The organism is Cellulophaga sp. (genome assembly GCF_039943695.1).
In the GTDB taxonomy this organism is placed as follows: Bacteria; Bacteroidota; Bacteroidia; order Flavobacteriales; family Flavobacteriaceae; genus Cellulophaga.
This window is the reverse complement of the sequence record NZ_JBDVAA010000157.1, coordinates 21,291-42,830: the sequence shown is the minus strand read 5'-3', so window position 1 is coordinate 42,830 and position 21,540 is coordinate 21,291. Positions and strand designations below refer to the sequence as shown.

The 21,540-nt window shown below is 31.1% G+C and carries 27 protein-coding genes; 9 read left to right on the top strand and 18 right to left on the bottom strand.

The features are described from left to right. Positions 1-122: 122 nt before the first annotated feature. The 9 genes from ABJD66_RS10245 to ABJD66_RS10205 all read right to left on the bottom strand — a co-directional run bounded on the left by ABJD66_RS10245 (position 123) and on the right by ABJD66_RS10205 (position 8,740). On the bottom strand, positions 123-542 hold the full coding sequence (locus ABJD66_RS10245; RefSeq protein WP_100895437.1) for a response regulator: 420 nt from the start codon (positions 540-542) through the stop codon (positions 123-125). Further along, complete coding sequence (locus tag ABJD66_RS10240) at positions 539-2,155, bottom strand: ATP-binding protein (RefSeq protein ID WP_100895438.1); 1,617 nt, start codon at positions 2,153-2,155, stop codon at positions 539-541. Before ABJD66_RS10240 ends, ABJD66_RS10245 begins: the two co-directional genes overlap by 4 nt. Before the next feature lie 123 nt (positions 2,156-2,278). Further along, complete coding sequence (locus ABJD66_RS10235) at positions 2,279-2,506, bottom strand: DUF2007 domain-containing protein (protein ID WP_303543450.1); 228 nt, start codon at positions 2,504-2,506, stop codon at positions 2,279-2,281. Between the two features lie 139 nt (positions 2,507-2,645). After that, positions 2,646-3,977 (bottom strand): DUF58 domain-containing protein, encoded by a 1,332-nt coding sequence (locus tag ABJD66_RS10230; RefSeq protein WP_348131093.1) that lies wholly within the window; start codon positions 3,975-3,977, stop codon positions 2,646-2,648. 3 nt (positions 3,978-3,980) lie between these two features. Continuing rightward, positions 3,981-4,967 carry a MoxR family ATPase gene (locus tag ABJD66_RS10225; protein ID WP_100895441.1) on the bottom strand — a complete coding sequence of 329 codons (987 nt, stop codon included), beginning with the start codon at positions 4,965-4,967 and terminating at the stop codon, positions 3,981-3,983. Continuing rightward, positions 4,954-6,165 (bottom strand): DUF4350 domain-containing protein, encoded by a 1,212-nt coding sequence (locus ABJD66_RS10220; RefSeq protein ID WP_348131090.1) that lies wholly within the window; start codon positions 6,163-6,165, stop codon positions 4,954-4,956. Before ABJD66_RS10220 ends, ABJD66_RS10225 begins: the two co-directional genes overlap by 14 nt. Beyond that, a complete protein-coding gene (locus tag ABJD66_RS10215) occupies positions 6,162-6,899 on the bottom strand; it encodes a DUF4129 domain-containing protein (RefSeq protein ID WP_348131088.1) in 738 nt (245 codons plus the stop codon). Before ABJD66_RS10215 ends, ABJD66_RS10220 begins: the two co-directional genes overlap by 4 nt. Before the next feature lies 1 nt (position 6,900). Continuing rightward, positions 6,901-7,785, bottom strand: a complete 885-nt coding sequence (locus tag ABJD66_RS10210; RefSeq protein WP_303543457.1) for a hypothetical protein — start codon at positions 7,783-7,785, stop codon at positions 6,901-6,903. Continuing rightward, a complete protein-coding gene (locus tag ABJD66_RS10205) occupies positions 7,775-8,740 on the bottom strand; it encodes a stage II sporulation protein M (RefSeq protein WP_303543459.1) in 966 nt (321 codons plus the stop codon). The genes ABJD66_RS10210 and ABJD66_RS10205 overlap by 11 nt, the downstream gene beginning before the upstream one ends. Positions 8,741-8,773: 33 nt before the next feature. Between ABJD66_RS10205 and ABJD66_RS10200 the strand changes: the two genes are divergently transcribed. Together ABJD66_RS10200 and ABJD66_RS10195 are read left to right on the top strand one after the other, a co-directional pair. Continuing rightward, the gene (locus ABJD66_RS10200) at positions 8,774-9,490 is read left to right on the top strand and encodes an RDD family protein (protein WP_348131085.1); all 717 of its coding nucleotides are present in this window, start codon (positions 8,774-8,776) and stop codon (positions 9,488-9,490) included. A 4-nt stretch (positions 9,491-9,494) separates the two neighbouring features. Next, positions 9,495-10,115 (top strand): trimeric intracellular cation channel family protein, encoded by a 621-nt coding sequence (locus ABJD66_RS10195; RefSeq protein WP_100895447.1) that lies wholly within the window; start codon positions 9,495-9,497, stop codon positions 10,113-10,115. A gap of 32 nt (positions 10,116-10,147) precedes the next feature. On the opposite strand, the gene ABJD66_RS10190 is transcribed toward ABJD66_RS10195, so the two are convergent. Continuing rightward, positions 10,148-10,858 carry a peptidylprolyl isomerase gene (locus tag ABJD66_RS10190; protein WP_303543484.1) on the bottom strand — a complete coding sequence of 237 codons (711 nt, stop codon included), beginning with the start codon at positions 10,856-10,858 and terminating at the stop codon, positions 10,148-10,150. Between ABJD66_RS10190 and ABJD66_RS10185 the strand changes: the two genes are divergently transcribed. After that, positions 10,857-11,498 (top strand): CoA pyrophosphatase, encoded by a 642-nt coding sequence (locus ABJD66_RS10185; RefSeq protein ID WP_348131081.1) that lies wholly within the window; start codon positions 10,857-10,859, stop codon positions 11,496-11,498. The genes ABJD66_RS10190 and ABJD66_RS10185 overlap by 2 nt on opposite strands. A gap of 38 nt (positions 11,499-11,536) precedes the next feature. After that, positions 11,537-12,343: a lysophospholipid acyltransferase family protein gene (locus tag ABJD66_RS10180; RefSeq protein ID WP_100895449.1), complete on the top strand. Its 807-nt coding sequence runs from the start codon at positions 11,537-11,539 to the stop codon at positions 12,341-12,343. An 83-nt stretch (positions 12,344-12,426) separates the two neighbouring features. On the opposite strand, the gene ABJD66_RS10175 is transcribed toward ABJD66_RS10180, so the two are convergent. The 3 genes from ABJD66_RS10175 to ABJD66_RS10165 form a co-directional block, all read right to left on the bottom strand. Beyond that, on the bottom strand, positions 12,427-13,074 hold the full coding sequence (locus ABJD66_RS10175) for a hypothetical protein (protein ID WP_348131078.1): 648 nt from the start codon (positions 13,072-13,074) through the stop codon (positions 12,427-12,429). A gap of 4 nt (positions 13,075-13,078) precedes the next feature. Then, positions 13,079-13,573, bottom strand: a complete 495-nt coding sequence (locus tag ABJD66_RS10170) for a sigma-70 family RNA polymerase sigma factor (protein ID WP_100895451.1) — start codon at positions 13,571-13,573, stop codon at positions 13,079-13,081. Between the two features lie 69 nt (positions 13,574-13,642). After that, positions 13,643-14,539 (bottom strand): site-specific tyrosine recombinase, encoded by an 897-nt coding sequence (locus ABJD66_RS10165; RefSeq protein WP_348131075.1) that lies wholly within the window; start codon positions 14,537-14,539, stop codon positions 13,643-13,645. Positions 14,540-14,723: 184 nt separating this feature from the next. On the opposite strand from ABJD66_RS10165, the gene ABJD66_RS10160 reads away from it, so the two are divergent. The 5 genes from ABJD66_RS10160 (at position 14,724) to ABJD66_RS10140 (ending at position 17,911) form a co-directional block, all read left to right on the top strand. Then, complete coding sequence (locus ABJD66_RS10160; RefSeq protein ID WP_348131072.1) at positions 14,724-15,281, top strand: hypothetical protein; 558 nt, start codon at positions 14,724-14,726, stop codon at positions 15,279-15,281. A 163-nt stretch (positions 15,282-15,444) separates the two neighbouring features. Then, on the top strand, positions 15,445-15,990 hold the full coding sequence (locus tag ABJD66_RS10155; RefSeq protein WP_100895454.1) for an outer membrane beta-barrel protein: 546 nt from the start codon (positions 15,445-15,447) through the stop codon (positions 15,988-15,990). 175 nt (positions 15,991-16,165) lie between these two features. Then, the gene (locus ABJD66_RS10150) at positions 16,166-16,669 is read left to right on the top strand and encodes an outer membrane beta-barrel protein (RefSeq protein ID WP_100895455.1); all 504 of its coding nucleotides are present in this window, start codon (positions 16,166-16,168) and stop codon (positions 16,667-16,669) included. Between the two features lie 78 nt (positions 16,670-16,747). Continuing rightward, on the top strand, positions 16,748-17,170 hold the full coding sequence (aroQ, locus tag ABJD66_RS10145; RefSeq protein WP_100895456.1) for a type II 3-dehydroquinate dehydratase: 423 nt from the start codon (positions 16,748-16,750) through the stop codon (positions 17,168-17,170). A gap of 9 nt (positions 17,171-17,179) precedes the next feature. Then, complete coding sequence (locus tag ABJD66_RS10140; RefSeq protein ID WP_348131067.1) at positions 17,180-17,911, top strand: diphthine--ammonia ligase; 732 nt, start codon at positions 17,180-17,182, stop codon at positions 17,909-17,911. 8 nt (positions 17,912-17,919) lie between these two features. On the opposite strand, the gene ABJD66_RS10135 is transcribed toward ABJD66_RS10140, so the two are convergent. The 5 genes from ABJD66_RS10135 to msrB (ABJD66_RS10115) form a co-directional block, all read right to left on the bottom strand. Continuing rightward, positions 17,920-18,210: a DUF3817 domain-containing protein gene (locus ABJD66_RS10135; protein ID WP_100895458.1), complete on the bottom strand. Its 291-nt coding sequence runs from the start codon at positions 18,208-18,210 to the stop codon at positions 17,920-17,922. 82 nt (positions 18,211-18,292) lie between these two features. Continuing rightward, positions 18,293-19,684 (bottom strand): dihydrolipoyl dehydrogenase, encoded by a 1,392-nt coding sequence (gene lpdA / locus ABJD66_RS10130; RefSeq protein WP_100895459.1) that lies wholly within the window; start codon positions 19,682-19,684, stop codon positions 18,293-18,295. 329 nt (positions 19,685-20,013) lie between these two features. Further along, positions 20,014-20,541 carry a DUF1572 family protein gene (locus tag ABJD66_RS10125; RefSeq protein WP_348131063.1) on the bottom strand — a complete coding sequence of 176 codons (528 nt, stop codon included), beginning with the start codon at positions 20,539-20,541 and terminating at the stop codon, positions 20,014-20,016. Positions 20,542-20,552: 11 nt separating this feature from the next. Next, positions 20,553-20,954, bottom strand: a complete 402-nt coding sequence (msrB, locus tag ABJD66_RS10120) for a peptide-methionine (R)-S-oxide reductase MsrB (RefSeq protein ID WP_100895461.1) — start codon at positions 20,952-20,954, stop codon at positions 20,553-20,555. After that, positions 20,954-21,442, bottom strand: coding sequence for a peptide-methionine (R)-S-oxide reductase MsrB (msrB, locus tag ABJD66_RS10115; RefSeq protein ID WP_348131102.1), 489 nt, complete (start codon positions 21,440-21,442; stop codon positions 20,954-20,956). Before msrB (ABJD66_RS10115) ends, msrB (ABJD66_RS10120) begins: the two co-directional genes overlap by 1 nt. Positions 21,443-21,540: the final 98 nt, after the last annotated feature.

Here is a 21,540-nt window from a genome sequence, read left to right as displayed (position 1 = left end):
AGTTTGTGATGGCACTAGAGAAATAATTCGTAAGGGACTTTTTGGGCATTCAAATTGCCTCCCCATTTGATCTGTAATCTTTTGCATATTGGTGAATATACCTTAATTATTAGCTGTTATGTTTATATATCATCAGGAAACATAAAAAAGCTTTTAAGTATATCTCTTAAACCGTCTGGCGTAAGTGGTTTACTTTTAAAATCGTTTATTTGGGTAAAACCTAAAGCTCTAGCTTTATCATCAGGATTTAAAGATGTTGTTAGCATAACAATTACAGTTTCTGCCATTTGGTTTTCTTCAAGCTTTTTATACTCTTGTAAAAACTCCCAGCCATTCATAATAGGCATATTAATGTCTAATAAAATTAAGCTTGGTTGCGGAAAAACACCATCTTTTTCTGTTTTAAGGTAATCTATGGCTTCTTGTCCGTTAGTTTTAACAATAACATCATTTGTACAATTAAGCTTTTTAATAACCATTTTGTGCAAAAAATTAGTTGCCTCATCATCATCTATTAACAATATACTTTTTAGCATGTTCATTCTTGTTTTTTAATAGTAAATTTAAATTCGCTCCCTTTATTTGGTTCAGATGTTACCCATATTCTACCTTGGTGCATTAGTACAATTTTTAAGCAATGCGTAAGCCCTATTCCTATTCCTTCATAAACGTCTTTAGAATGTAAGCGTTGAAACATAGAAAATATTTTATCTTGATGCTTTTTTTCTATACCAATACCGTTGTCTTTTATACTAAATTCCCAAAAATCTCCAAGGTCTTTTGCTTTTATTTCTATTACAGGTGTAGCGCCTTCTTTTTGGAATCTAATAGCATTTGATAGCAGATTTTGAAATAGAATACGTAGCTCTGTTTTTTGACCTTCTATTTTTGGTAACTTTTTATAGTGTATTACAGTATTGGTTTCTTTAATAATATGGTCCATTTCTGCAATAACCTCATTAAGTAATTTGTTAGTTTTTACCTTACTAATTTCATTTTTGGCTCCAATTCTAGAATAGTCAAAAACGGCTTTAATAAGCAAGCTCATTCTTGTAGATGCTTGTCTAATAAAGTTTAAATAAGTAATACCATTTTTATCTAACTTGTCACTATACTCTTCTTTAAATAGTTGAGTAAAGTTCATTACAGTACGTAAAGGCTCTTGTAAGTCATGAGATGCAATAAAGGCAAACTGTTCTAGTTCTTTATTTTTTTGACTAACAGCATAATGAGCATTTTTTAATGCGGTAAGTCGTATTTGTTCTTTTTTATGAGTAGATATATAGTCTAGCATAATGCCAATAAATGGTATAGCATATGATATTGCTTTTAAAGAATGGGCTATGTTAAAGTTAGAATCATGTAAATGTTCAGACCCAAAAGCCATATACATTTGTGTAGCTATAGCAGGTATCATACTCCATAAAAGAGCATTAGAAAATATATTGTTTTCTTTTTTATGGAACTTTGGAAATAAGTATAATGCTAAAAATGAAAATAATACAAGCGGAATTAAATCATAGGGCCTTGTAATAAAACTATCATGTATTGTTGTAGTTGGTAAAGATTTACTTAGGGCAGAAAAATATACAGTTAAAAATACAATTAGACCAAAAATTAAGGTCACAATAAAAACAAAGCGCCTTCCGTTTTTGGGAAGCATCCTTTTCTTTTGTAACAAAATTATACTAACACCCAAAATTAAAATTACACTATTAAATATTCTAGATAGTGCCCAAGTAAATGGTAAAAAATTTTCATTACCAGTAGCTGGATTTATTATTTTAATAGCTGCCAAAGCATGAAAGGCATCTATAAAACCAGCACATAACAATGCGCCTCCAATAATAGGAGTAGTTGGGTTGTTTGTTATTCTGTATTGTATAAAGGCTAATACGGCAGTTGCAATGGCAATACAAATTGCTGTCCATTCTAAAATTAAATGTGTAAAAGTGCCTCTTAAATGAGTTAAAACTAGATCTTGAGAAGCATGGTCTAAGGCGACTTTTTCTCCGTTAGCATTAAATATGATATTTATGTTTCCAAAATCAACTCCAATTAACTGAAGTATAAAAGGAAAAATACATATAACTAAAATGGTAAGAATTAAAGTTTTGGAAAACCTTAATTCTTTAAACTGGGGGGAAGTTTTCATATGTAAATAAATACTTACTTGTAATTAAATATTACGTGTAAGATATTACAGGTTTTAGTTTTATTGCCTAACACTACTACTTTTTATTGTTTTTAAGCAGTAATTAGGTAATATTTCTGGTTGTTATTTTTTAAAATGACTTTTTATTAATTCTAAAGCTTTTTCTGCTTCATCATTATGTACATATAAGTCTTGTTCTCCAGGTATAGCAGAAGCAAAACCAGCTAGTCTTCCAGATTCTGACTCGTCTTTTACAACGCCTTCTATATTTATTGAATGTAATTTTTCTACAATAGCTTTTACATCAAATTGGTTTCCGCTATATATTTTTTGGTAGTTTGATTTTAACATAGGTTGTAATTATGGTTTAAAATATATAATATAGGGAAAAATAAAGAAATTTTACATTAAAACTATTTATTTGTAGTACTTTTTTAAGTATTATTTGTAAGTGGTTCTGTTACAGAAGCTAACTTTTTAGTTTTAACTTTTATAAGAGTCCTCTAGCTTTAATTTCTAAGTATTTATTAATGGTGTTAATAGTAAGCTCTTCTGGCTTGGTAAGTATTGTTTGTATGCCGTATTGTTGCAGTTCTTTTTGCATTAACCTTTTATCCATAGAAAACTTTTCTGCAATAGTTTTATGGTAAATACCCTGTATGTCTTCTGCATCAGAATTTATTAAGCTTTCTAATTCTGTATTTTCAAAAAATATAACAACTAATACATGCTTTTTTGCAATAGCAAGCAAATATGGTAACTGCCTGCGCATTGCTGTTATATGTTCAAAATTAGTATATAGTAATAATAAGCTTCTATGGTTTACTTTACGTTTTAAATGTGCATAAAGTAATCCAAAATCAGAATCTACGTAGTCTGTAGTAATATTATAAAGCTTTTCTAGTATGGCATTTAAATAAGTAGGCTTTTGCATAGCAGGTAAAAATGACTCTATGTTTTTAGAGAAAGATATCATTCCTGTTTTGTCATTCTTTTTAAGAGCTACATTAGAAAATGCTAGCGTACTATTTATGGCATAATCTAAAAGTTTTAAACCATTAAAGGGCATTTTCATTACTCTGCCAGTATCTATTACAGAGTAAATGGGTTGTGATTTTTCATCTTGATATTGGTTAACCATTAACTGGTTACTTTTAGCTGTAGCTTTCCAGTTTATGGTTCTAAAGTCATCACCAGGAACGTACTCTTTAATTTGCTCAAACTCTTGCGTATTACCTATACGTCTAATTTTTTTCATTCCAAATTCTGATAATTTATTGCTGATAGCTAAAAAATCATATTTCTGCATTTGAATGATAGATGGATATACTGGAACCATCTGGTTTTTAAGATACAAAAATCTACGTTTTACAATGCGTAGGGGAGAAGAAGCATATATATTTAAGTTGCCAAAATAATATTCACCACGTTCTACTGGTCTAACTGTGTATTCAAAAGTTTTAGGTTCTTTTTTTGTAAGTATTGTATTGTATTTAAAATCTCTTTTTTGAAATTGAATAGGCAATTCTTCAACAACAGAAACACCAGTTTTAAAAGCATAAGTACTTACAAACTGCATAACAATAGGGTTATGGTCACTGTTTGATAATTTTTGCGGTAGTGTTCTGCTTGCTTTTACACTGTTTTTTGATGCGAATAGTAAAACTATATCAAATAAAAACAAGGCAATTAAAACCATAGTACAAAGCCATGCAATAGGGTATAGCCATTTGTACCAGTACGATGTCATAAACATTGCGGCAAGTATGGCTAAGTACCAAAAAAAGGTGTTATGTATGTAAAACGATTTTAAAAAACGCATGTATTATCTAGGTATTTCTACAGATTCCATAATCATATGTACAACACTTTCTGTTGTCATACCTTCCATTTCTCGCTCTGGAGTTAAAATAACTCTATGGTTAAGTACAGGTGTTAGTGCTTTTTTTACATCTTCTGGAGTAACAAAGTCTCTACCATTAATGGCAGCAAAAGCTTTTGCTGCATTTAAAGTTGCTAAGGATGCTCTAGGAGAACCACCAAGGTATAAATGTGGGTGGTTACGTGTTTTAGAAATTATTTCTGCTATGTAGCGTAGAATTTTTTCTTCAACAATTACTTCTTGTATGTTTTTTTTGTATTCCTTTAATTTTGCAGGAGACAACACATCTTTTATAAGTGTTTGCGGCTTTATGCCTTTACGTTGGTGGTGTGTTGTTAGTATTTTTATTTCTTCTTCTAGTGTTGGGTATTCTACTTTAATTTTAAACAAAAAACGGTCTAATTGTGCTTCTGGTAGGGCATAAGTACCTTCTTGTTCAATTGGGTTTTGTGTAGCTAAAACCATAAAAGGAGCCTCCATTTTATAGGTTTTACCGTCCATAGTTACTTGTGTTTCTTCCATAATCTCAAACAAAGCAGCTTGTGTTTTAGCAGGAGCTCTATTTATTTCATCAATCAAAATAATATTAGAAAAAATAGGACCTTGTTTAAACTCAAATTCAGACGATTTTACGTTAAAAATAGAAGTACCTAAAATATCACTAGGCATTAAATCTGGTGTAAATTGTATACGACTAAATTCTGTTTTTAAAGTTTTAGCAAATAATTTGGCAGTAACCGTTTTTGCTATTCCGGGTACACCTTCTATTAAAACGTGACCATCTACTAATAGCGAAACAATTAACAACTCTACAAAACGATCTTGACCAATAATTACCTTAGCCAGCTCTTGCTTAATTTCGGTAACAGCATTTTTTAAATCTTCTAAAGGTATTCTATTATCAAAATTGATATCGTTATTTGCTTCCATTTGCTTTGTCTTTAAATTGTTCTATTTTTTTATCTAATGCTATTAGTTGGACATTAGTTATATTTTGTTGTTGTAAAAGTTGATCAAAATATGAAAACAACTTTGTTGTTTCTTCTTTGGTATGAAAACTTCTTGCAGAAACGGTATTGTAAAAATCATCGTTCTTTTCTAAAGTATTTACATGAAATTTAGAGCGTACATAATCCATAAAAAAGTTAATCTTATGCTCTGCAATTTCTTTTTGCCTGTTTCTTTGGTAATACATATCTGCAATGGTACGGGTAAATGCCAAAGTCTGATTTTTTAAAGGAGTAACTATTGGTATAGCACGTTGTTTTCTTTTTCCTTCAAAAAACACATAAAATAAAGCGCCAATTAGAGCTATGTAATATGCCCATTTTAATTCTTTTGCGCTTAAAAATATACGCATTGGAGATGTGTAAAAGGTTTTTCCTGATTTATGGTGATTATCTATGTAAATATTTTTAGAAGTGTCTATATAAGCTAATAAAGACGATGTGTAATCTGTATTGTTTTCATTATCTAAAATAAAAAAATTAGTAAATGCATAAGGAAAATGATTTAAAATAACGGTTCCTTTACCATAGTCTTGTTTTATGATGTTTGCATTTTTTATAGAGATTGTTTCAAAATCATCTATAACACCCAACACTTTTGCGTTTAGAGTATCTATTTTAGAAAAATAATTAATATCGGACTTTTTACTAAAAACAATAGGTTTTTTAGTTTTTATAGACGGATTAACTAAATGCATATAAAATTTATGATCTAATTCATCTGTGTAAAGTGTTTTTGTGCTAAAATTAAGCTCATTTTCTAAAGCGTTACCAAAACTAGAACCTGCAAGGTAAAGTGTATTTCCTTTGGCAGTCCACTCTAATAATTTACTTACTTCGCTTTTGTCTAATTCAAGGTTGTTATTTATTAGCAAATATGTACCTGTTATAGTATCGTTTTTATTTAAAAATATAAAAGGTGGTTCGTAAACAGATGTTGTTTTATCTCCTAATTTATTTTCTAAAATATCATTAAAAACCTTGGTGCCAAAAGGAATTTTATGGTGAGTAGCAAAAGAAGGAAACCAGTTGACCTCTTTAGGTTTACTATACTCTAAAGCCAAGTAAACAATAAGTGTTACTGCTATAATGATGATATATGAGCTTCCTTTTTTTATCACTTTTTAATGATGCTATTTTGTAGTTTAATAAATTCTTCTGCTGCTTTATTGTACTTAAGTTCATCTATAGTAAAATCTCCATACCAAACATAATCATATAATCTTGTTATGGTTATAAAAGACTTAGCGTAAGTAGAGCCGCTTAGCTCTTGTTGGTAATCATCATTAGTTTTTTGTAATTGCCAATCTATGAGCTCTTTGTCGCTCATTATTTTTAAAATATGCAAGTAGTAATATCTAATGGCTAATCTGTAATTTTTATCCTCTAAAGCCTTTTTTATAAGTTGTTGTATGTCTTCGTTCTTAATAATATTTTCTTCTTCAGACAAGGTAACAGAACTTTGATTTTTTTTAGATAAGTGTATACTGTTTGCGTTTACCTTTAAAAAGAACTTTACACCAATAAAAATTAATATTCCAAGCAGTACGTACGGTATAATTTTTAAAAAAGCAGCTAAATAGCCTACAGCTTTTGTTCCTCCAAATAGCCACTGAAAAAAGCGTAACCAATAGGAGTAAAGCCAAGATTTAAATTTATCCCACCAAGAGTTATCTGCTTTTTCTAAGGTGTAATTATAACTAGAGTCATCTTTATAAGATTGTAAGTCTTCTTTTGTTATTTTCTTTACAGACAAAGGTGCATCATCATAATCTACCATAGTAGAGTCTTGAAAACTATACGCAGATAAAGAAAATGTAATACTAATAATAAAAGAAAAAAGAAGTTTTTGCATATTATAAATCGGTAGTATTTCCTAAACTTTTAATACGCTCCATAGTACCCGTTAAATTTTTTCTTTCGTTTAAATCAAAATAAATAAGAGCGCCTGCAACAACTGTAATAATACCCAGTAAATATTGAAAAAGAGCTGCTATAACATTTATAAAAATCCCTATAGGATCTATTAATGTATCTCCCATATTACTTGGGTCTATTTCTGCAGAAAATACCCCCATTTTAGCGTACATATATATGGCAGAAGGTACACTAAATGCATAACCAGCTACAGCTACAACAATACCAACTACTAAAAGAGTAGCAAAAGTTATCCACCAATAATCTTTAACTAAACTAAAGCTATCACTAAAGGCATCACCAACAGATTTTTGGTTAAAAATAAGGATGCTAAAAGCAAGTGTTAATGGTACATACAAATATATTCCTGGTATTAAGCAAAACATTAAACCAACAATTACGCAAATACCTACTAAAAACGCTAATCCTATAAACTTCCAAAATGTACTGTATACTTCAGATTTTATTTGATCAAAATTAATAACCCCGTTGTTTTCTACATAGCTTTTTATGTAGTGTAACGTTACAGATTGCGCCATTGCGTAGGCTACACCAGTAGAAACGAGAAATAAAAATACAGATGTTAACATCATAAAAATTTCAGAGGCTTCATCCGAACTTTCAACATTAAAATTCATACTACCACCAATGGTATAAGTGTAAAAAGCATTACATATTAAAAAAACAACCAAGTACGGACCAGCTATTTTAAAAAAGGTGTTAAAAAATGGTTTTAATTGAGTTCTTAAAAAAGCAAAAGTGTCGCCTAAAATTTCGCCTAAATCTCTTTTCTTTTTAAACTCTACGTAATTGTTATTCTGCATGGTTGGTTCTTTTGTGTAATAAATAAGGATAAATAACGTAATAATATAATATTAAAGCTAATGAGCTTGTAATAATTAATATAGCAAGCCAATCTGGCATTTCTGTATGTCTAGTAACAAAACCTTCTAAAAAGCCAGCTACAACAAAGAAAGGAACAGTAGATAGCATTATTTTTAAGCCATTTACAGTGCCTCTTTTAAAAGATTCTAGTCTTGTATAAGTGCCAGGAAAAAGAATCCCTTTTGCTAAAACAAGTCCGGCACAACCAGCAATTATAATTACAGATATCTCTATAGTGCCGTGTATCCAAATAGTACGTGCAGACTCCCATAGCAATCCTTTTTCATAAAACATATACTGAAAACTACCTAGCATAATGCCATTTTGCATCATCACAAATAAAGAACCTATACCAAGCAAAATACCATATATAAAAGCCATCATAGCTACTTTTATATTGTTAATAGTAATCCCTAAAAACATTTTAAATTCACTTTGCTGTTTGTAAACAGCCATAGGATCATCATTGGCAATATTTTCTAAAGTCATATTTACATAGCCATCGCCTAAAAAAGATCTAACAAAATCACCATCATTAGCAGCAGAGAAAGCTCCTACTGCGCAAAAAAATGAAAAAACTAGAAATGCAATTAGTAATTCACGACGATTGTGATAAAATAATGTGGGAAATTCTGTTTTCCAAAAGCTGATTATTCTGTTTTTTGGCTCTTTTTTGGTCTTATATATTTTTTGATGAGCTTCTGAAGCCAAAGAATTTAAAAAAAATGCGGTGTTGCTACCAGGGTAGAAAGTCTTGGCATAGCTAAGGTGATCGGTAATTTCGATATACAAATCTGATAATTTGTTTGGGTCAATTTCCGTTTTCTTTGCCAGGACACTTTCAAAAGTAGTCCATTTGTCTTTATTTTGCTTTACAAAGGCAGCTTCGCGCATTGGCTTTAAGATTTGTACCAAAGAAACTAAAATATGAACGAAATTCAAATAGAAACTGCTCAAAATATTAGCATTCATCAAAATGCTGCACATTTGGGTGATAGGATGCTGGCCTATATTATAGACAGCATTGTTATTTTTGTTTACACGTTACTTATGATTCTTTTGTTGGTATATATGAATATCCATTTTAAAGATATGTGGCATTTGTATTTAATTGTAACATTACCAGCTTTTTTCTACTATTTATTGTTAGAGTATTTGATGAATGGCTCTACGGTTGGTAAAAAAATAATGTCTATTAGAGTTGTAAAATTAGATGGGTCTAAACCAAATTTTTCTAGCTATTTTATACGTTGGATTATGCGTATTGTAGATGTAGTTTTGTCTACCGGAGGTGTTGCTGTACTTACAATATTGTTAAGAGGTAACGGACAGCGTTTGGGAGATATAGCTGCAGGAACTACAGTAATTACGGAAAAGAAAAAAGTGAAATTGCAAGATACAATGGTGGCTAATTTACCAGAAAATTACTCGCCAAGTTACCCGCAGGTAACTGTGTTTAAAGATCCAGAGATGCAAACTATAAAAGAATTATATAGCTCTGCAAAACGTAATGGAGACCACAACGTTATAGTATCTTTGTCTAATAAAATAAAAGAAGTTACTAGTATAACTACAGATAAAAAACCTTTAGAATTTGTAGACACTGTTATTAAAGATTATATCTACTATACTCAAGAATTATAAGCTTATGTTTTATCTAGTTATAGATATTTTAGGAACAATAGCATTTGCTATATCTGGTGTTTTGGTAGCAATGGATAAAAAACTGGATCCTTTTGGAGTTTTTATTGTGGCCTTTGTTACAGCTGTTGGTGGTGGTACATTAAGAGATTTGTTGCTTGGTAATACACCAGTAACTTGGTTGTTGCAACCAATTTATATTTATACAATTTTAACTACGGTAGTGCTCTCTATCATTTTTAGAAAACAATTAAAATACTTAAGAACTTCTCTTTTTTTGTTTGATACCATAGGTATTGGTCTTTATACTTTAGCAGGAGTAGAGAAGGGACTAGATGCAAATCTACTGCCAATTATGTGTATTGTTGTTGGCACAATAACTGCCTGTTTTGGAGGTGTTATACGCGATATTTTGTGTAATGAAATTCCTGTGATATTTAGAAAAGAAGTGTATGCAACAGCTTGTATAATAGGGGCTAGTAGTTATTTTTTATTGATAAAATTACCTGTGAAACCTAATTATATACACGTAATTTGTATTTTTATTGTAATTACAGTGCGTTTGTTGGCTGTTAAATTTAAAATTGCTTTACCAACTATTTATCCGCCAGTAGAAACTAAAAAATAAGCATAATTTTTAATTAAAGTGATAACTAAAATCTATTTTACAACTTCAGCTTTAATTATAAAAATATTTTTTTTAGGCCAATCTCCTTTGTCAACAGGTTGTCTGTTAATTAAATCTACAACATCCATACCTTCTATAACACGACCAAAAGGAGTGTAGTCTTTATCTAAATGATAAGACCCAGGTTTTGTTACCACAATAAAAAACTCATAAGGAGAGGCTAATTTATGCGGGTTATCATTTTCACTGCTTGGCATAGATATCACTCCTCTATGGTGTTTGTGTCCTTTTTTTGTATCAGGAGGTAATAAATACCTGCCAATTTCTCCTCTTTTTTTAGCTGTTTTTATATTATCTGCATTACCACCTTGAATAATAAAATTTTTGACTACTCTATGAAAATAGGTGTCATTAAAATAGCCTTTTTTTGTTAGGTAAATAAAATTAGCTTTGTGGTAAGGTACATTATCAAATAATTGCAAAGTAAAGCTACCAAGGTTTGTGGTAATTTTTACTTTATCTTCTTTTAATGTTTTATTGTATTCATAAAAAAAAGGAATAGCATTTTCCTCTGTAAGTACAAACTTTTCTTCTTTTTTAGTAACTTTAGAACTGTCTATTGCAAGAGTGTCTGTTTTTACTTTAGCATCTTCTGTTTTTTGCTTTTGTTTTGCCGCGTTGTTGCAACTGAATGTTAAAATTAGTAGTAATAGTATAGTGTAAGATAGTACCTTTGTATTCATGAATTTTGATGATTTTACCAAGAGAATTTCAAAAATAAAGAATCTTCCTTTACTAGGTGAAGAATCTCATAATAAAATGGCTCCATCTATTAGAATAGATGAGTTAAGTAGAATGAAAAATCAGCGTGATAAAGCACGTAAAGCAGCTGTTATGGCTTTGTTTTACCCAACAGAAGAAAACAGTACCAACTTGTTGTTAATGCTGCGTAAAACTTATAAAGGTGTGCACTCTAACCAAATTGGTTTTCCGGGTGGTAAGGTAGAAAAAGAAGATAAAAATCTATTAGCTACAGCATTAAGAGAAACGTATGAAGAAGTGGGTGTACCACAACAAAAAATACAGGTAATGGCAGAGCTATCATCTATATACATACCACCAAGTAATTTTGAAGTGCAACCCTATATAGGATTATACCCTAATCCAGCTCCTTTTGTTATTCAAGAGTCAGAAGTAGAGCATTTAGTAGAGGTTTCTTTGCTAGATTTTATGGATGATAGTAAAATTAGTACTCAAAATTTAACAACTTCTTATGCTGCAAATATAGATGTACCAGCCTTTAAATTAGGTGGTTATGTTGTTTGGGGTGCAACTGCAATGATAATGAGCGAACTTAAAGAGCTACTAAAACAATTGTTATAGTTATATAAATTTGTAGATTTGGCAACACAATATTAATTATGGGTTTATTTAAAAAGAATCCTTTTGGACATATACTATTTTTAAAAAAGTGGTTAATAAGAATTGCGGCTTTATTTACACACCGCAGGTACAAAGGGTTTAATAAATTAGAAATAGAAGGATCACAAATACTAAGAGACTTGCCAGACAAAGGCGTACTATTTGTATCTAACCACCAAACATACTTTGCAGATGTAGTTGCAATGTTTCATGTTTTTAATGCCAGTTTAAGTGGTAGAGAAGATAATATTAGAAATATTGGTTACATCTGGAAGCCTAAGTTGAATATGTACTATGTAGCTGCTGCAGAGACAATGAAAAAAAGTCTTTTAACTAAGATTTTGGCTTACGCTGGTTCTATTAGTATACAACGTACGTGGCGTGCAGACGGGCAAGATGTAAAAAGGCAAGTAAAAATGAGTGATATTAGTAATATTGGTACCGCTTTAGATGATGGTTGGGTTATTACATTTCCGCAAGGAACAACCACTCCTTGGAAACCTTTACGTAAAGGAACTGCACATATTATAAAAAAATACAAGCCTATTGTTGTACCTGTTGTAATAGATGGTTTTAGACGTTCTTTTGATAAAAAAGGACTGAGAATAAAGAAAAAAGGTATTTTACAGTCTATGGTTATAAAAGAACCTTTAGATATAGATTATGAAAACGACTCTTTTGAGTCTATTATAGATAAGCTAGGGCACGCTATAGAGCAAGACCCTTCTTATTTAAAAGTAATTTCTAAGGCAGATTTGAAAGCCCTAGAAGAAGAAAATGAACTTAGAAAGTGGAAACTAGATTAATTATTTAGTATTTCATTTTTGTATAAAAAAAACCATCTGATTAATCAGATGGTTTTTTTTGGTTGTATAATAGGGTAGTTTGTTTAAATCTCCATTTTTTTTAATTCGTAGTAGTTTCTGTTTAATTTTTTAAGTAATAACCCGTACAAGAGAAAATAAATTAAAGCAAATACAACAGTAGTTACAACAGCTACAATAACAAATGTTATTGTCATTATGGTTTTAAATTTTTCTGCAGATACGTTTGTAGGCAATTCTTCAGGATAAATTGTGGTGAGCATTACAGGATCAAAATAAACACAAACTGCTTGTGCAAGCATTGTAAACATTAAGGTAGCTAAACTAAAAATAACATAGTGTTTTACCGTTTTTCTAGTCTGTATAATATTTTTCATTAACGTCTTAGAGTCATCTAAAACAGAAATCTCTTTATATCTTTTATAAAACTGATAAATAAAGTAGAATATAACAGTGTATTGTATAACAGACAATGCTATAAAAAATACACCATATGTATTACCATAATACATTTTAGCAATATGTTCTCTTGTACTAGGGAAAATAAAGAGTAAGTTGGGGAGTACAAATTCCAAAATACTAATTATAAATATCCATTTAACAATAGAGGAAGACTTCTTCCATATCATTTTGTAAATATCATTGTACGACAATTTAGGAAGTTCGTCTCCCTTTTTTTGCCAATCTTTTTTTAAGATATCCAATTCATCCATACAATTAAGGATTTAAAATGGTTTTTAATTTTTTCTTTATTCTGTTCATCTTTACCCTAGCGTTTACTTCGCTAATACCTAGTGTTTCAGATATTTCTGTATAATCCTTATCTTCTAAGTAAAGAAAAACCAATGCTTTATCTATGTCTCCCAACTGCTTTACAGCTTTGTACATAAGTTTTAGTTGTAATTCTTGTGTTTCATCATATTCATCAGCCTTGATTTTAAAAATTACAGACTCATAACTTTGTGTGCTAACTTTTCTTTTAGATTTTCTGTAAAGTGTAATAGCAGTGTTTAAAGCCACTCTATACATCCAAGTACTAAATTTAGAATCGCCTCTAAATTTTGGGTACGCTTTCCATAGTTGTATAGTTATTTCTTGAAACAAGTCGTTATGAGCATCCTTGTCATTAGTGTACAGCGTACAGACCTTGTGAACAATATTTTGGTTGTTCTCTAGTTCTGTTACAAATGCATGTTCTAAGTCTTTGCTCACTTTTTTGGTTGGTAGTTGTACTTGTTAGTATTGGTTATTTATAATTTGTTACATTATAAAGTAAAAATATTATTTTCTAGGATGATAGTTAGCAATTACGCTTGCCAAGTGTGTACGGTCTACGTGTACGTAAACTTCTGTAGTTGTAATACTTTCGTGACCCAACATTTGTTGTATTGCTCTTAAGTCTGCTCCATTTTCTAGCAAATGTGTTGCAAATGAGTGACGTAAGGTATGCGGACTAATTGTTTTTTTTAATTCAATGGTTTCTGCTAATTGCTTAATAATAGTAAAAATCATAGCACGTGTTAATTGTCTTCCTCTGCGGTTTAGAAACAAAATATCTTCAAACCCTTTTTTTATATCTAAATGATTTCTAATTTCATCTTTATATATAGTAATGTACTTTTTATTTATATTACTAATAGGGACAAAACGTTGTTTATCTCCTTTTCCTGTAACTCTTATAAAATCTTCATTAAAGAATAAATCTGATAGTCTCAAATTTGTAAGTTCGGACACACGTAGACCACAACCATATAAAGTTTCTAACATTGCTCTGTTGCGTTCGCCTTCAGGCTTGCTTAGGTCTATTGCGTCTATCAAAGTGTTAATTTCCTCAACAGACAAGGTATCTGGCAGTTTTCTGCCAATTTTTGGAGCCTCTATTAAATCCATAGGATTGTCTACTCTATAATCTTCAAAAATTAGGTAATTAAAAAAACTCTTTAGACCAGATAATATTCTTGCTTGTGACCTTGGGTTAATACTGGCAGATATCTCGTATATAAACCTTAGTGTAGTTTCTTTAGTAATAGTAATGGGAGTTTCTGTTATATTTTTTTGCTCTAAAAAGGAAATTAACTTTTCTACATCTAATACGTAATTAGTGATAGAATTCTCCATTAATCCTCTTTCTATTTTTAGATAGTGCTGATAATCAGTTAGTCCCTGTCTCCATTTCATATAGGTTAAAATTAAGTTAATAATTTGGTTAAAAAAAGAGTTTTTTACCGGTCTTTTTTCTTCACAACTGTTTGTTGTTGGTTTACAACAATTACTTACATTTACACAACAAACATTGTAAGTGAACAAGATTAACAATCTATGTTTACTGCATAATTATAAACTAAAAATTAAAATTATTTTTATGAAAAAGTTATTTATTGTAGCTATCACAGCTCTAGGATTTACTTTTGCTGCACAAGCACAAGATGCAGCTACTTCTACTAACGGTGGTCAAACTGCTCAAGGTAAATGGTTAATTGAAGCTAATACTGGTTTTGGTGGTCAAGCTGGAACTCAAGCGGCTAGTACTTCTTTTGGTTTAACATCAGTAGATGGTAATACTTCTTGGAATTTAGGTGCTGAAGGTGGTTACTTTGTTGCTGATGATTTAGCTGTAAAAGTTGGTTTAGGGTATGGAGATAATGGATCTGATGGTGCTGGAAGCTCAGCGTTCTCTTATAAAATTGGAGCTAAATATTACATCGCTAGTATGATTCCTGTACAAGTTGATTATACTGGTGCTAGCATTAAGGATTTTGATGAAAACCCAAGTTACTTAGGTTTACAAGGTGGTTACGCTATTTTCTTAGGAGAAAATGTTAGTATTGAGCCAGGTTTACGTTACAACATTACTATGAATGATGATTATACTGAAGAAGATGTTTTTCAATTCCAAATTGGTTTCGCTTTACATTTCTAAGTAAAACTTGCTAATAATATTTAAAAGGCTGTCTATGTTATAGATGGCTTTTTTTTATAAAAATAGATTTGTTAATTCTACGTTAACTGTGGTTTTTACACTTCTATTTGTGTAAGTTTATTCTGTATATTTGTTTTAAATTTTTAAAGAAAATATTTATTTTATGAAAAAGTTATTTATTGTAGCTGTTGCAAGTTTAGGGTTTGTTATGGGAGTTCAGGCCCAGGAAGAATCAACTGATGTTATTAATGGACAAACTAGTAAAGGAAAATGGTTAATTGAAGCTAATACTAATTTTGGTAAATTAACTGAATCAAATACTTCTTTTAGTTTAAGATCTGAGGACGGTGATACTTCTTGGAGTGTTGGGGCAGAAGGAGGTTATTTTATAGCTGATGATTTAGCTGTAAAAGTTGGTTTAGGGTACTTTAAAGGTAGTGGAAGTGGCCGTGGTAGTAGTTCTTTTAATTATAAGTTAGGTGCTAAGTACTATATTGCTAGTATGATTCCTGTACAAGTAGATTTTTCAGGAGTAAGTATTAAAGACTACGATGATAATGCAACCTTCGTTGGTTTACAAGGAGGATATGCAATTTTTTTAGGTAAAAATGTTAGTGTAGAGCCTGGTTTACGTTATAATATATCTTTAGATGAGGATGTAACTGATAGTCAGTTTCAGTTCAATATTGGTTTCGCTTTACATTTCTAAGCAAAACTTGCTAATAATATTAAAGGCTACCTAATTTAGGTAGCCTTTTTTATTATAAACTGATTTTGTTAAATAATCTATAAATTAATATAAATACTACTTTTTCTGTAGGTCGATTAAATTATTTAATTAAGTTTATACTATAATTATAAACTAAAAATTAAAATTATTATTTATGAAAAAGTTATTTATTGTAGCTATTGCAGTTTTAGGATTTACTTTTGGAGCGCAGGCTCAAGAAGGTTTTGGAGCAGGTGTTAATTTAGGTATTCCAATGGGAGATTTGGATGATTTTTATGGCTTTAACGCAGGTGTGGATGTACAGTATTTGGGAGCTGTTTCAGAAACTTTTTACGCAGGTGGTACTATTGGGTATTCTCACTATTTTGGTAAAACTTATGATGCAGGTCCTGGTATTGAAATAGAGCAAGATGATATTCAGTTTTTGCCAATTGCTGCCGTAGCTAAATTCATGATTACTGAAGATTTTTCTATAGGTACAGATTTAGGTTATGCTCTTGGCCTTAAGGAAAATGTAGATGGTGGTTTTTATTACCGTCCTAAATTAGGGTACAGAATTGCAGATTCAATTGAGCTTAATTTATCATATGCTGGTATTAGTTTAGAAGATGATATAAATGCATCTACTTTTAATATAGGATTTATGTTTCAGTTGTAAAAATAACTGATATAGATTATTTAAAAGGAAGCCAATTGGCTTCCTTTTTTTATGCGTAATATTTAGTATTTTTACCATATGAAAATACTTATAATTAACGGGCCAAACCTAAACCTTTTAGGTAAAAGAGAGCCAACAATATATGGTAATACTACTTTTGTAGATTATTTTTCAGGCTTACAACTAACTTATAAAAATATAGAGTTAAGTTATTACCAGTCTAATATCGAAGGTGAGCTTATATCTAAAATACAAGAAGTGGGCTTTAGTTATGATGGTATTGTTTTAAATGCTGCTGCATACACGCATACATCTATTGGTATTGGTGATGCAATAAAAGCTATAGAAACCCCAGTTGTAGAGGTGCATATTTCTAATACATTTGGGCGTGAAGAATTTCGCCATCAATCTTATATATCTCCTGTTGCTAAAGGTGTAATACTAGGTTTTGGCTTACAGAGTTATGATTTGGCTATACAGAGCTTTTTAGCATCAAAATAAATATTCTTAATGCATAAAACATATTTTAACTGGAGTAGTGGTAAAGACTCTGCCTTGGCACTGTATAAAATGCAACAGTCTAAAACACATAAAGTAGATAGACTTGTAACTTCTGTAAATGCTAGTTTTAACAGAGTGTCTATGCATGGTTTACGTTTGCCGCTTTTAGAGGCGCAAGCAAAGGCTATTGGCCTGCCTTTACAGACTATTAAGTTAAATGCAGATGTATCTATGTCTGCCTACAATAAGGTTATGAAAACCGCAATGCAAGGCTTAATTGCAGAAGGGTATACACACGCAGTTTTTGGAGATATTTTTTTAGAAGATTTAAAAAAGTATAGAGAAGAGAAACTTCAAGAAGTTGGTGTAAAGGGTGTTTTTCCGCTTTGGAAACAAGATACAAAAGAGATACTAAAAGAGTTGTTGCAATTGGGGTTTAAAGCAATTACAGTTTGTGTAAATGCTAAGTTACTAGATGAGTCCTTTGTTGGTAGAGAGGTAGATGAAAGTTTTTTTAACGATTTACCAGAGAATGTAGATCCTTGTGGAGAAAACGGAGAGTTTCATACGTTTGTGTATGATGGTCCTATTTTTAAAAATCCTGTACGTTTTACAGTAGGGGAGAAAGTACAAAAAGGATATACGCCAACGACAAATAAAGATGACAATTGCTTTAAAAAAGATGAAGATACTACTTGGGATACTTCCTTTTGGTATTGTGATCTTCTTCCTAATAAATAAAAAAAGCCCTACGCTTTTAATGCTTTAGGGCTAAAATATTTTTCTTCAATGTAAAATGTTCCAAAGGGTAGTAGGGAGGCTATAAATAGTATAGCGTATCTTTTTATACCCCATTTTAATTGTCTGCATACAAAAAATGCCAATATAGCGTATGCTATAAATAGTATGCCGTGTGCATTACCAATGTATATGTTAGGATCTTTAATCCCTGCCATATATTTTAAGGGCATACCAACACCAAATAGTAATAAGTAAGATATTCCTTCTAATATTGCAATAAGTCTAAATGCTTTAATCATATTTTAATATTTAAAAAAGCCTAAAACCTAAGTGTAAAATACGCTTAGACTTTAGGCTTTGTATAAGTAAGTTTAATTACTACTACAAGTGTATTACCTCGTCATAAGCATCTGCTACGGCTTCCATAACAGCTTCACTCATTGTTGGGTGTGGATGTATAGCTTTTAGTATTTCATGACCTGTAGTTTCTAATTTACGAGCAACAACAGCCTCAGCAATCATATCTGTAACACCAGCACCAATCATATGGCAACCTAACCACTCACCATACTTAGCATCAAAAATAACTTTAACAAAACCTTCTGGAGTACCAGAAGCTTTAGCTTTACCACTAGCAGAGAATGGGAACTTTCCAATTTTTAAATCAAATCCTTTTTCTTTTGCTTGTTTTTCTGTTAAACCAACAGAAGCAATTTCTGGAATACAGTAAGTACAACCTGGTATGTTACCGTAATCTATAGGTTCTACGTGCATACCTGCTATTTTTTCTACACATAAAATACCTTCTGCAGAAGCAACGTGTGCTAAAGCTGGCCCAGGAGTAACATCTCCAATTGCGTAGTAACCAGGTATGTTTGTTTGATAATAATCATTTACCATAATTTTATCTCTGTCTGTAGCAATACCAACATTTTCTAAGCCAATGTTTTCAATGTTAGTTTTAATACCTACCGCAGATAAAACAACATCTGCCTGTATAATTTCTTCTCCTTTACTAGTTTTAACGTGTACACTAACACCGTTACCAGCAGTATCTACTTTAGTAACTTCAGACGAAGTCATTACTTTTATACCTGCTTTTTTAAAGCTACGCTCTAATTGTTTAGATATATCTTGGTCCTCTACAGGAACTACACTTGGTAAATATTCTACCACTGTAACCTCTGTACCAATAGAGTTGTAGAAGTATGCAAACTCCATACCTATAGCACCACTACCAACAACAACCATTTTTTTAGGTTGTTCTGGTAAAGACATTGCTTCTCTATATCCTATAATTTTTTTACCGTCTTGTGGTAAACTTGGTAATTCTCTACTACGTGCACCAGTTGCTACAACAATATGGTCTGCACTATATTCGGTTTCTTTACCGTCTGCATCTTTGACAGATACCTTTTTGCCAGACTTTAAAGTACCATAACCGTTAATGACTTCAATTTTATTTTTTTTCATTAAAAACTGAACCCCTTTACTCATACCTTCAGCAACACCTCGGCTACGCTTAATAATAGCACCAAAGTCCTTGTCTACATTATCAGCATTTAAACCGTAGTCGCCCGCGTGCTTTAAATACTCAAAAACCTGAGCAGATTTAATTAATGCTTTGGTAGGGATACAACCCCAATTTAAACATACACCGCCTAAACTTTCTTTCTCTACAATAGCTGTTTTTAAACCTAATTGTGAAGCTCTAATTGCAGTTACATAACCACCTGGTCCACTACCTAAAACAATAACATCAAAATTGCTCATATATATACTTTTTTTGTCTCTAATTTTAATCACACAAATGTACAAAACCAATTATCAATTAGCAATTACCAAAATCTATAAATATGAATAATAACATATTGCTAACTTTTTAGTACTTATCTTTATATTTTACACATAAAAACAATCAATTTTTAAGGGAGAGAATAATAAAATTTAGTTTTTTACGACCCTTTTTTATGTTATAGAAAATTAAACAATTATAATTTCTGATTTATTGTAGTTGGCTTGATGCTACTTATACCTTTAGTTTTATAACTGCGGATAAAATAAAAACAACTTTTTATACAAGTTTAACAAGTAAGTAACAGTTACTTGCTAAACATTTGTTTGTTAAATTCATCAGATTTTCCTGCTGGTATAGAGAGAGATTGCCATTGCTTACCTTTTAGCATTCTGCCAACGTAAGCAATTTGTGCAATATGCCCAGCGTAGTGAGCTAATTGCCTGCTTACAGCTGCCATAACAGAATGCTCTACAGCTCTAATTTTAATTTTATTGTTAAAATTATCTTCATTAATACTATCTATTGCAGCAAATAAGCAATCCCAGCCTTTGTTCCAATGTACTAGCATTTCTTCTTTATTTTGGTAATGAGCAACAAACTCGGACTCTCTATTGCGCCATTCTTTTTCGCCATCTTCAGTAAAAAAGTTTGTCCATCTACTTAGCATATTGCCAACCATATGTTTTACAATAATGGCAATGCTATTATCAGCTTCACCATAAGTCCAATGCAAATCTTGGTTGGTAAGTTGGTTAAATGTTTTTTCTGCCATTGTTTTGTTTCGGTGAAACTCAAACAGCATACTTTCTTTATAGTCATTAACAAAACTCATAAATTACTTTTTTAAGACGGATTAAAATTTAAACTAGCAGAGTTTATGCAGTAGCGCTGTCCTGTTGTTTCTTGTGGTCCATCATCAAAAACGTGACCTAAATGTCCGCCACAATTAGCGCAAACAGTTTCAACTCGTGTCATTCCGTGGCTTGTATCCTTTACATATTCAATAGAGCCTTCTATAGCTTTATCAAAAGAGGGCCATCCACAACCACTTTCAAACTTGTGGTCTGCTTCAAAAAGTTTAGCATTACAACCTTTACAGTTATAACTACCATCTTTAAAGTGCAGGTTAAATTCGCCAGTATGCGGGTATTCTGTCCCTTTATTTCTTAAAACGTTGTAAGATTGCGCGGGAAGTTCAGCTTTCCACTCTTCTTCTGTTTTTTCTACAGTATATTTTTTACTCATTATTTTGTAGGTGTAAATTTTAAAGCAGCACCGTTAATACAGTGTCTTTCTCCTGTTGTTTTTGGTCCATCATTAAAAACGTGACCTAAATGTCCGCCGCAAACAGCGCAATGTTCTTCTGTACGCTTGTATCCAATTTTATAATCAACATCAAAAGCAACATTGCCTTCTATTGTTCTATCAAAACTAGGCCATCCGGTACCAGACTTAAATTTATGTTCACTTTTAAACAAAGGAGTGTCGCAAGCAGCACAACTATAAATTCCTTTTTCTTTAATTTCTAAAAGATTGCTAGAAAAAGCACGTTCTGTACCTGCTTTGCGTAATACGTTATATTGTAAAGGTGTTAATTCTTTTTTCCACTGAGCATCTGTTTTTTCAATTTTTGCTAAGTCTTGTTTTTTTGTAGCTTCTTTAGTTTTTTGCGAGTTTCCTTTGCAACTTATAAATAGCGCTACTACACTTAAAATTAGTAATTTTTTATACATCATCTTTATATTTTAAGGTTATTCAAATTTAGTCGATTTTAAACGCAATTCCTATCAAATTAAAGACATAAAAAAAGCCCCTACTAGTAATAAGTAGA

Excerpts from the sequence above, each read along its gene's own strand:
- ABJD66_RS10245 (WP_100895437.1), bottom strand. The coding sequence starts at position 542 with ATGAACATGCTAAAAAGTATATTGTTAATAGATGATGATGAGGCAACT.
- ABJD66_RS10240 (WP_100895438.1), bottom strand. The coding sequence starts at position 2,155 with ATGAAAACTTCCCCCCAGTTTAAAGAATTAAGGTTTTCCAAAACTTTA.
- ABJD66_RS10235 (WP_303543450.1), bottom strand. The coding sequence starts at position 2,506 with ATGTTAAAATCAAACTACCAAAAAATATATAGCGGAAACCAATTTGAT.
- ABJD66_RS10230 (WP_348131093.1), bottom strand. The coding sequence starts at position 3,977 with ATGCGTTTTTTAAAATCGTTTTACATACATAACACCTTTTTTTGGTAC.
- ABJD66_RS10225 (WP_100895441.1), bottom strand. The coding sequence starts at position 4,967 with ATGGAAGCAAATAACGATATCAATTTTGATAATAGAATACCTTTAGAA.
- ABJD66_RS10215 (WP_348131088.1), bottom strand. The coding sequence starts at position 6,899 with ATGCAAAAACTTCTTTTTTCTTTTATTATTAGTATTACATTTTCTTTA.
- ABJD66_RS10210 (WP_303543457.1), bottom strand. The coding sequence starts at position 7,785 with ATGCAGAATAACAATTACGTAGAGTTTAAAAAGAAAAGAGATTTAGGC.
- ABJD66_RS10205 (WP_303543459.1), bottom strand. The coding sequence starts at position 8,740 with ATGCGCGAAGCTGCCTTTGTAAAGCAAAATAAAGACAAATGGACTACT.
- ABJD66_RS10200 (WP_348131085.1), top strand. The coding sequence starts at position 8,774 with ATGAACGAAATTCAAATAGAAACTGCTCAAAATATTAGCATTCATCAA.
- ABJD66_RS10195 (WP_100895447.1), top strand. The coding sequence starts at position 9,495 with ATGTTTTATCTAGTTATAGATATTTTAGGAACAATAGCATTTGCTATA.
- ABJD66_RS10185 (WP_348131081.1), top strand. The coding sequence starts at position 10,857 with ATGAATTTTGATGATTTTACCAAGAGAATTTCAAAAATAAAGAATCTT.
- ABJD66_RS10190 (WP_303543484.1), bottom strand. The coding sequence starts at position 10,858 with ATGAATACAAAGGTACTATCTTACACTATACTATTACTACTAATTTTA.
- ABJD66_RS10180 (WP_100895449.1), top strand. The coding sequence starts at position 11,537 with ATGGGTTTATTTAAAAAGAATCCTTTTGGACATATACTATTTTTAAAA.
- ABJD66_RS10175 (WP_348131078.1), bottom strand. The coding sequence starts at position 13,074 with ATGGATGAATTGGATATCTTAAAAAAAGATTGGCAAAAAAAGGGAGAC.
- ABJD66_RS10165 (WP_348131075.1), bottom strand. The coding sequence starts at position 14,539 with ATGAAATGGAGACAGGGACTAACTGATTATCAGCACTATCTAAAAATA.
- ABJD66_RS10160 (WP_348131072.1), top strand. The coding sequence starts at position 14,724 with ATGAAAAAGTTATTTATTGTAGCTATCACAGCTCTAGGATTTACTTTT.
- ABJD66_RS10155 (WP_100895454.1), top strand. The coding sequence starts at position 15,445 with ATGAAAAAGTTATTTATTGTAGCTGTTGCAAGTTTAGGGTTTGTTATG.
- ABJD66_RS10150 (WP_100895455.1), top strand. The coding sequence starts at position 16,166 with ATGAAAAAGTTATTTATTGTAGCTATTGCAGTTTTAGGATTTACTTTT.
- aroQ (WP_100895456.1), top strand. The coding sequence starts at position 16,748 with ATGAAAATACTTATAATTAACGGGCCAAACCTAAACCTTTTAGGTAAA.
- ABJD66_RS10140 (WP_348131067.1), top strand. The coding sequence starts at position 17,180 with ATGCATAAAACATATTTTAACTGGAGTAGTGGTAAAGACTCTGCCTTG.
- ABJD66_RS10135 (WP_100895458.1), bottom strand. The coding sequence starts at position 18,210 with ATGATTAAAGCATTTAGACTTATTGCAATATTAGAAGGAATATCTTAC.
- lpdA (WP_100895459.1), bottom strand. The coding sequence starts at position 19,684 with ATGAGCAATTTTGATGTTATTGTTTTAGGTAGTGGACCAGGTGGTTAT.
- ABJD66_RS10125 (WP_348131063.1), bottom strand. The coding sequence starts at position 20,541 with ATGAGTTTTGTTAATGACTATAAAGAAAGTATGCTGTTTGAGTTTCAC.
- msrB (WP_100895461.1), bottom strand. The coding sequence starts at position 20,954 with ATGAGTAAAAAATATACTGTAGAAAAAACAGAAGAAGAGTGGAAAGCT.
- msrB (WP_348131102.1), bottom strand. The coding sequence starts at position 21,442 with ATGTATAAAAAATTACTAATTTTAAGTGTAGTAGCGCTATTTATAAGT.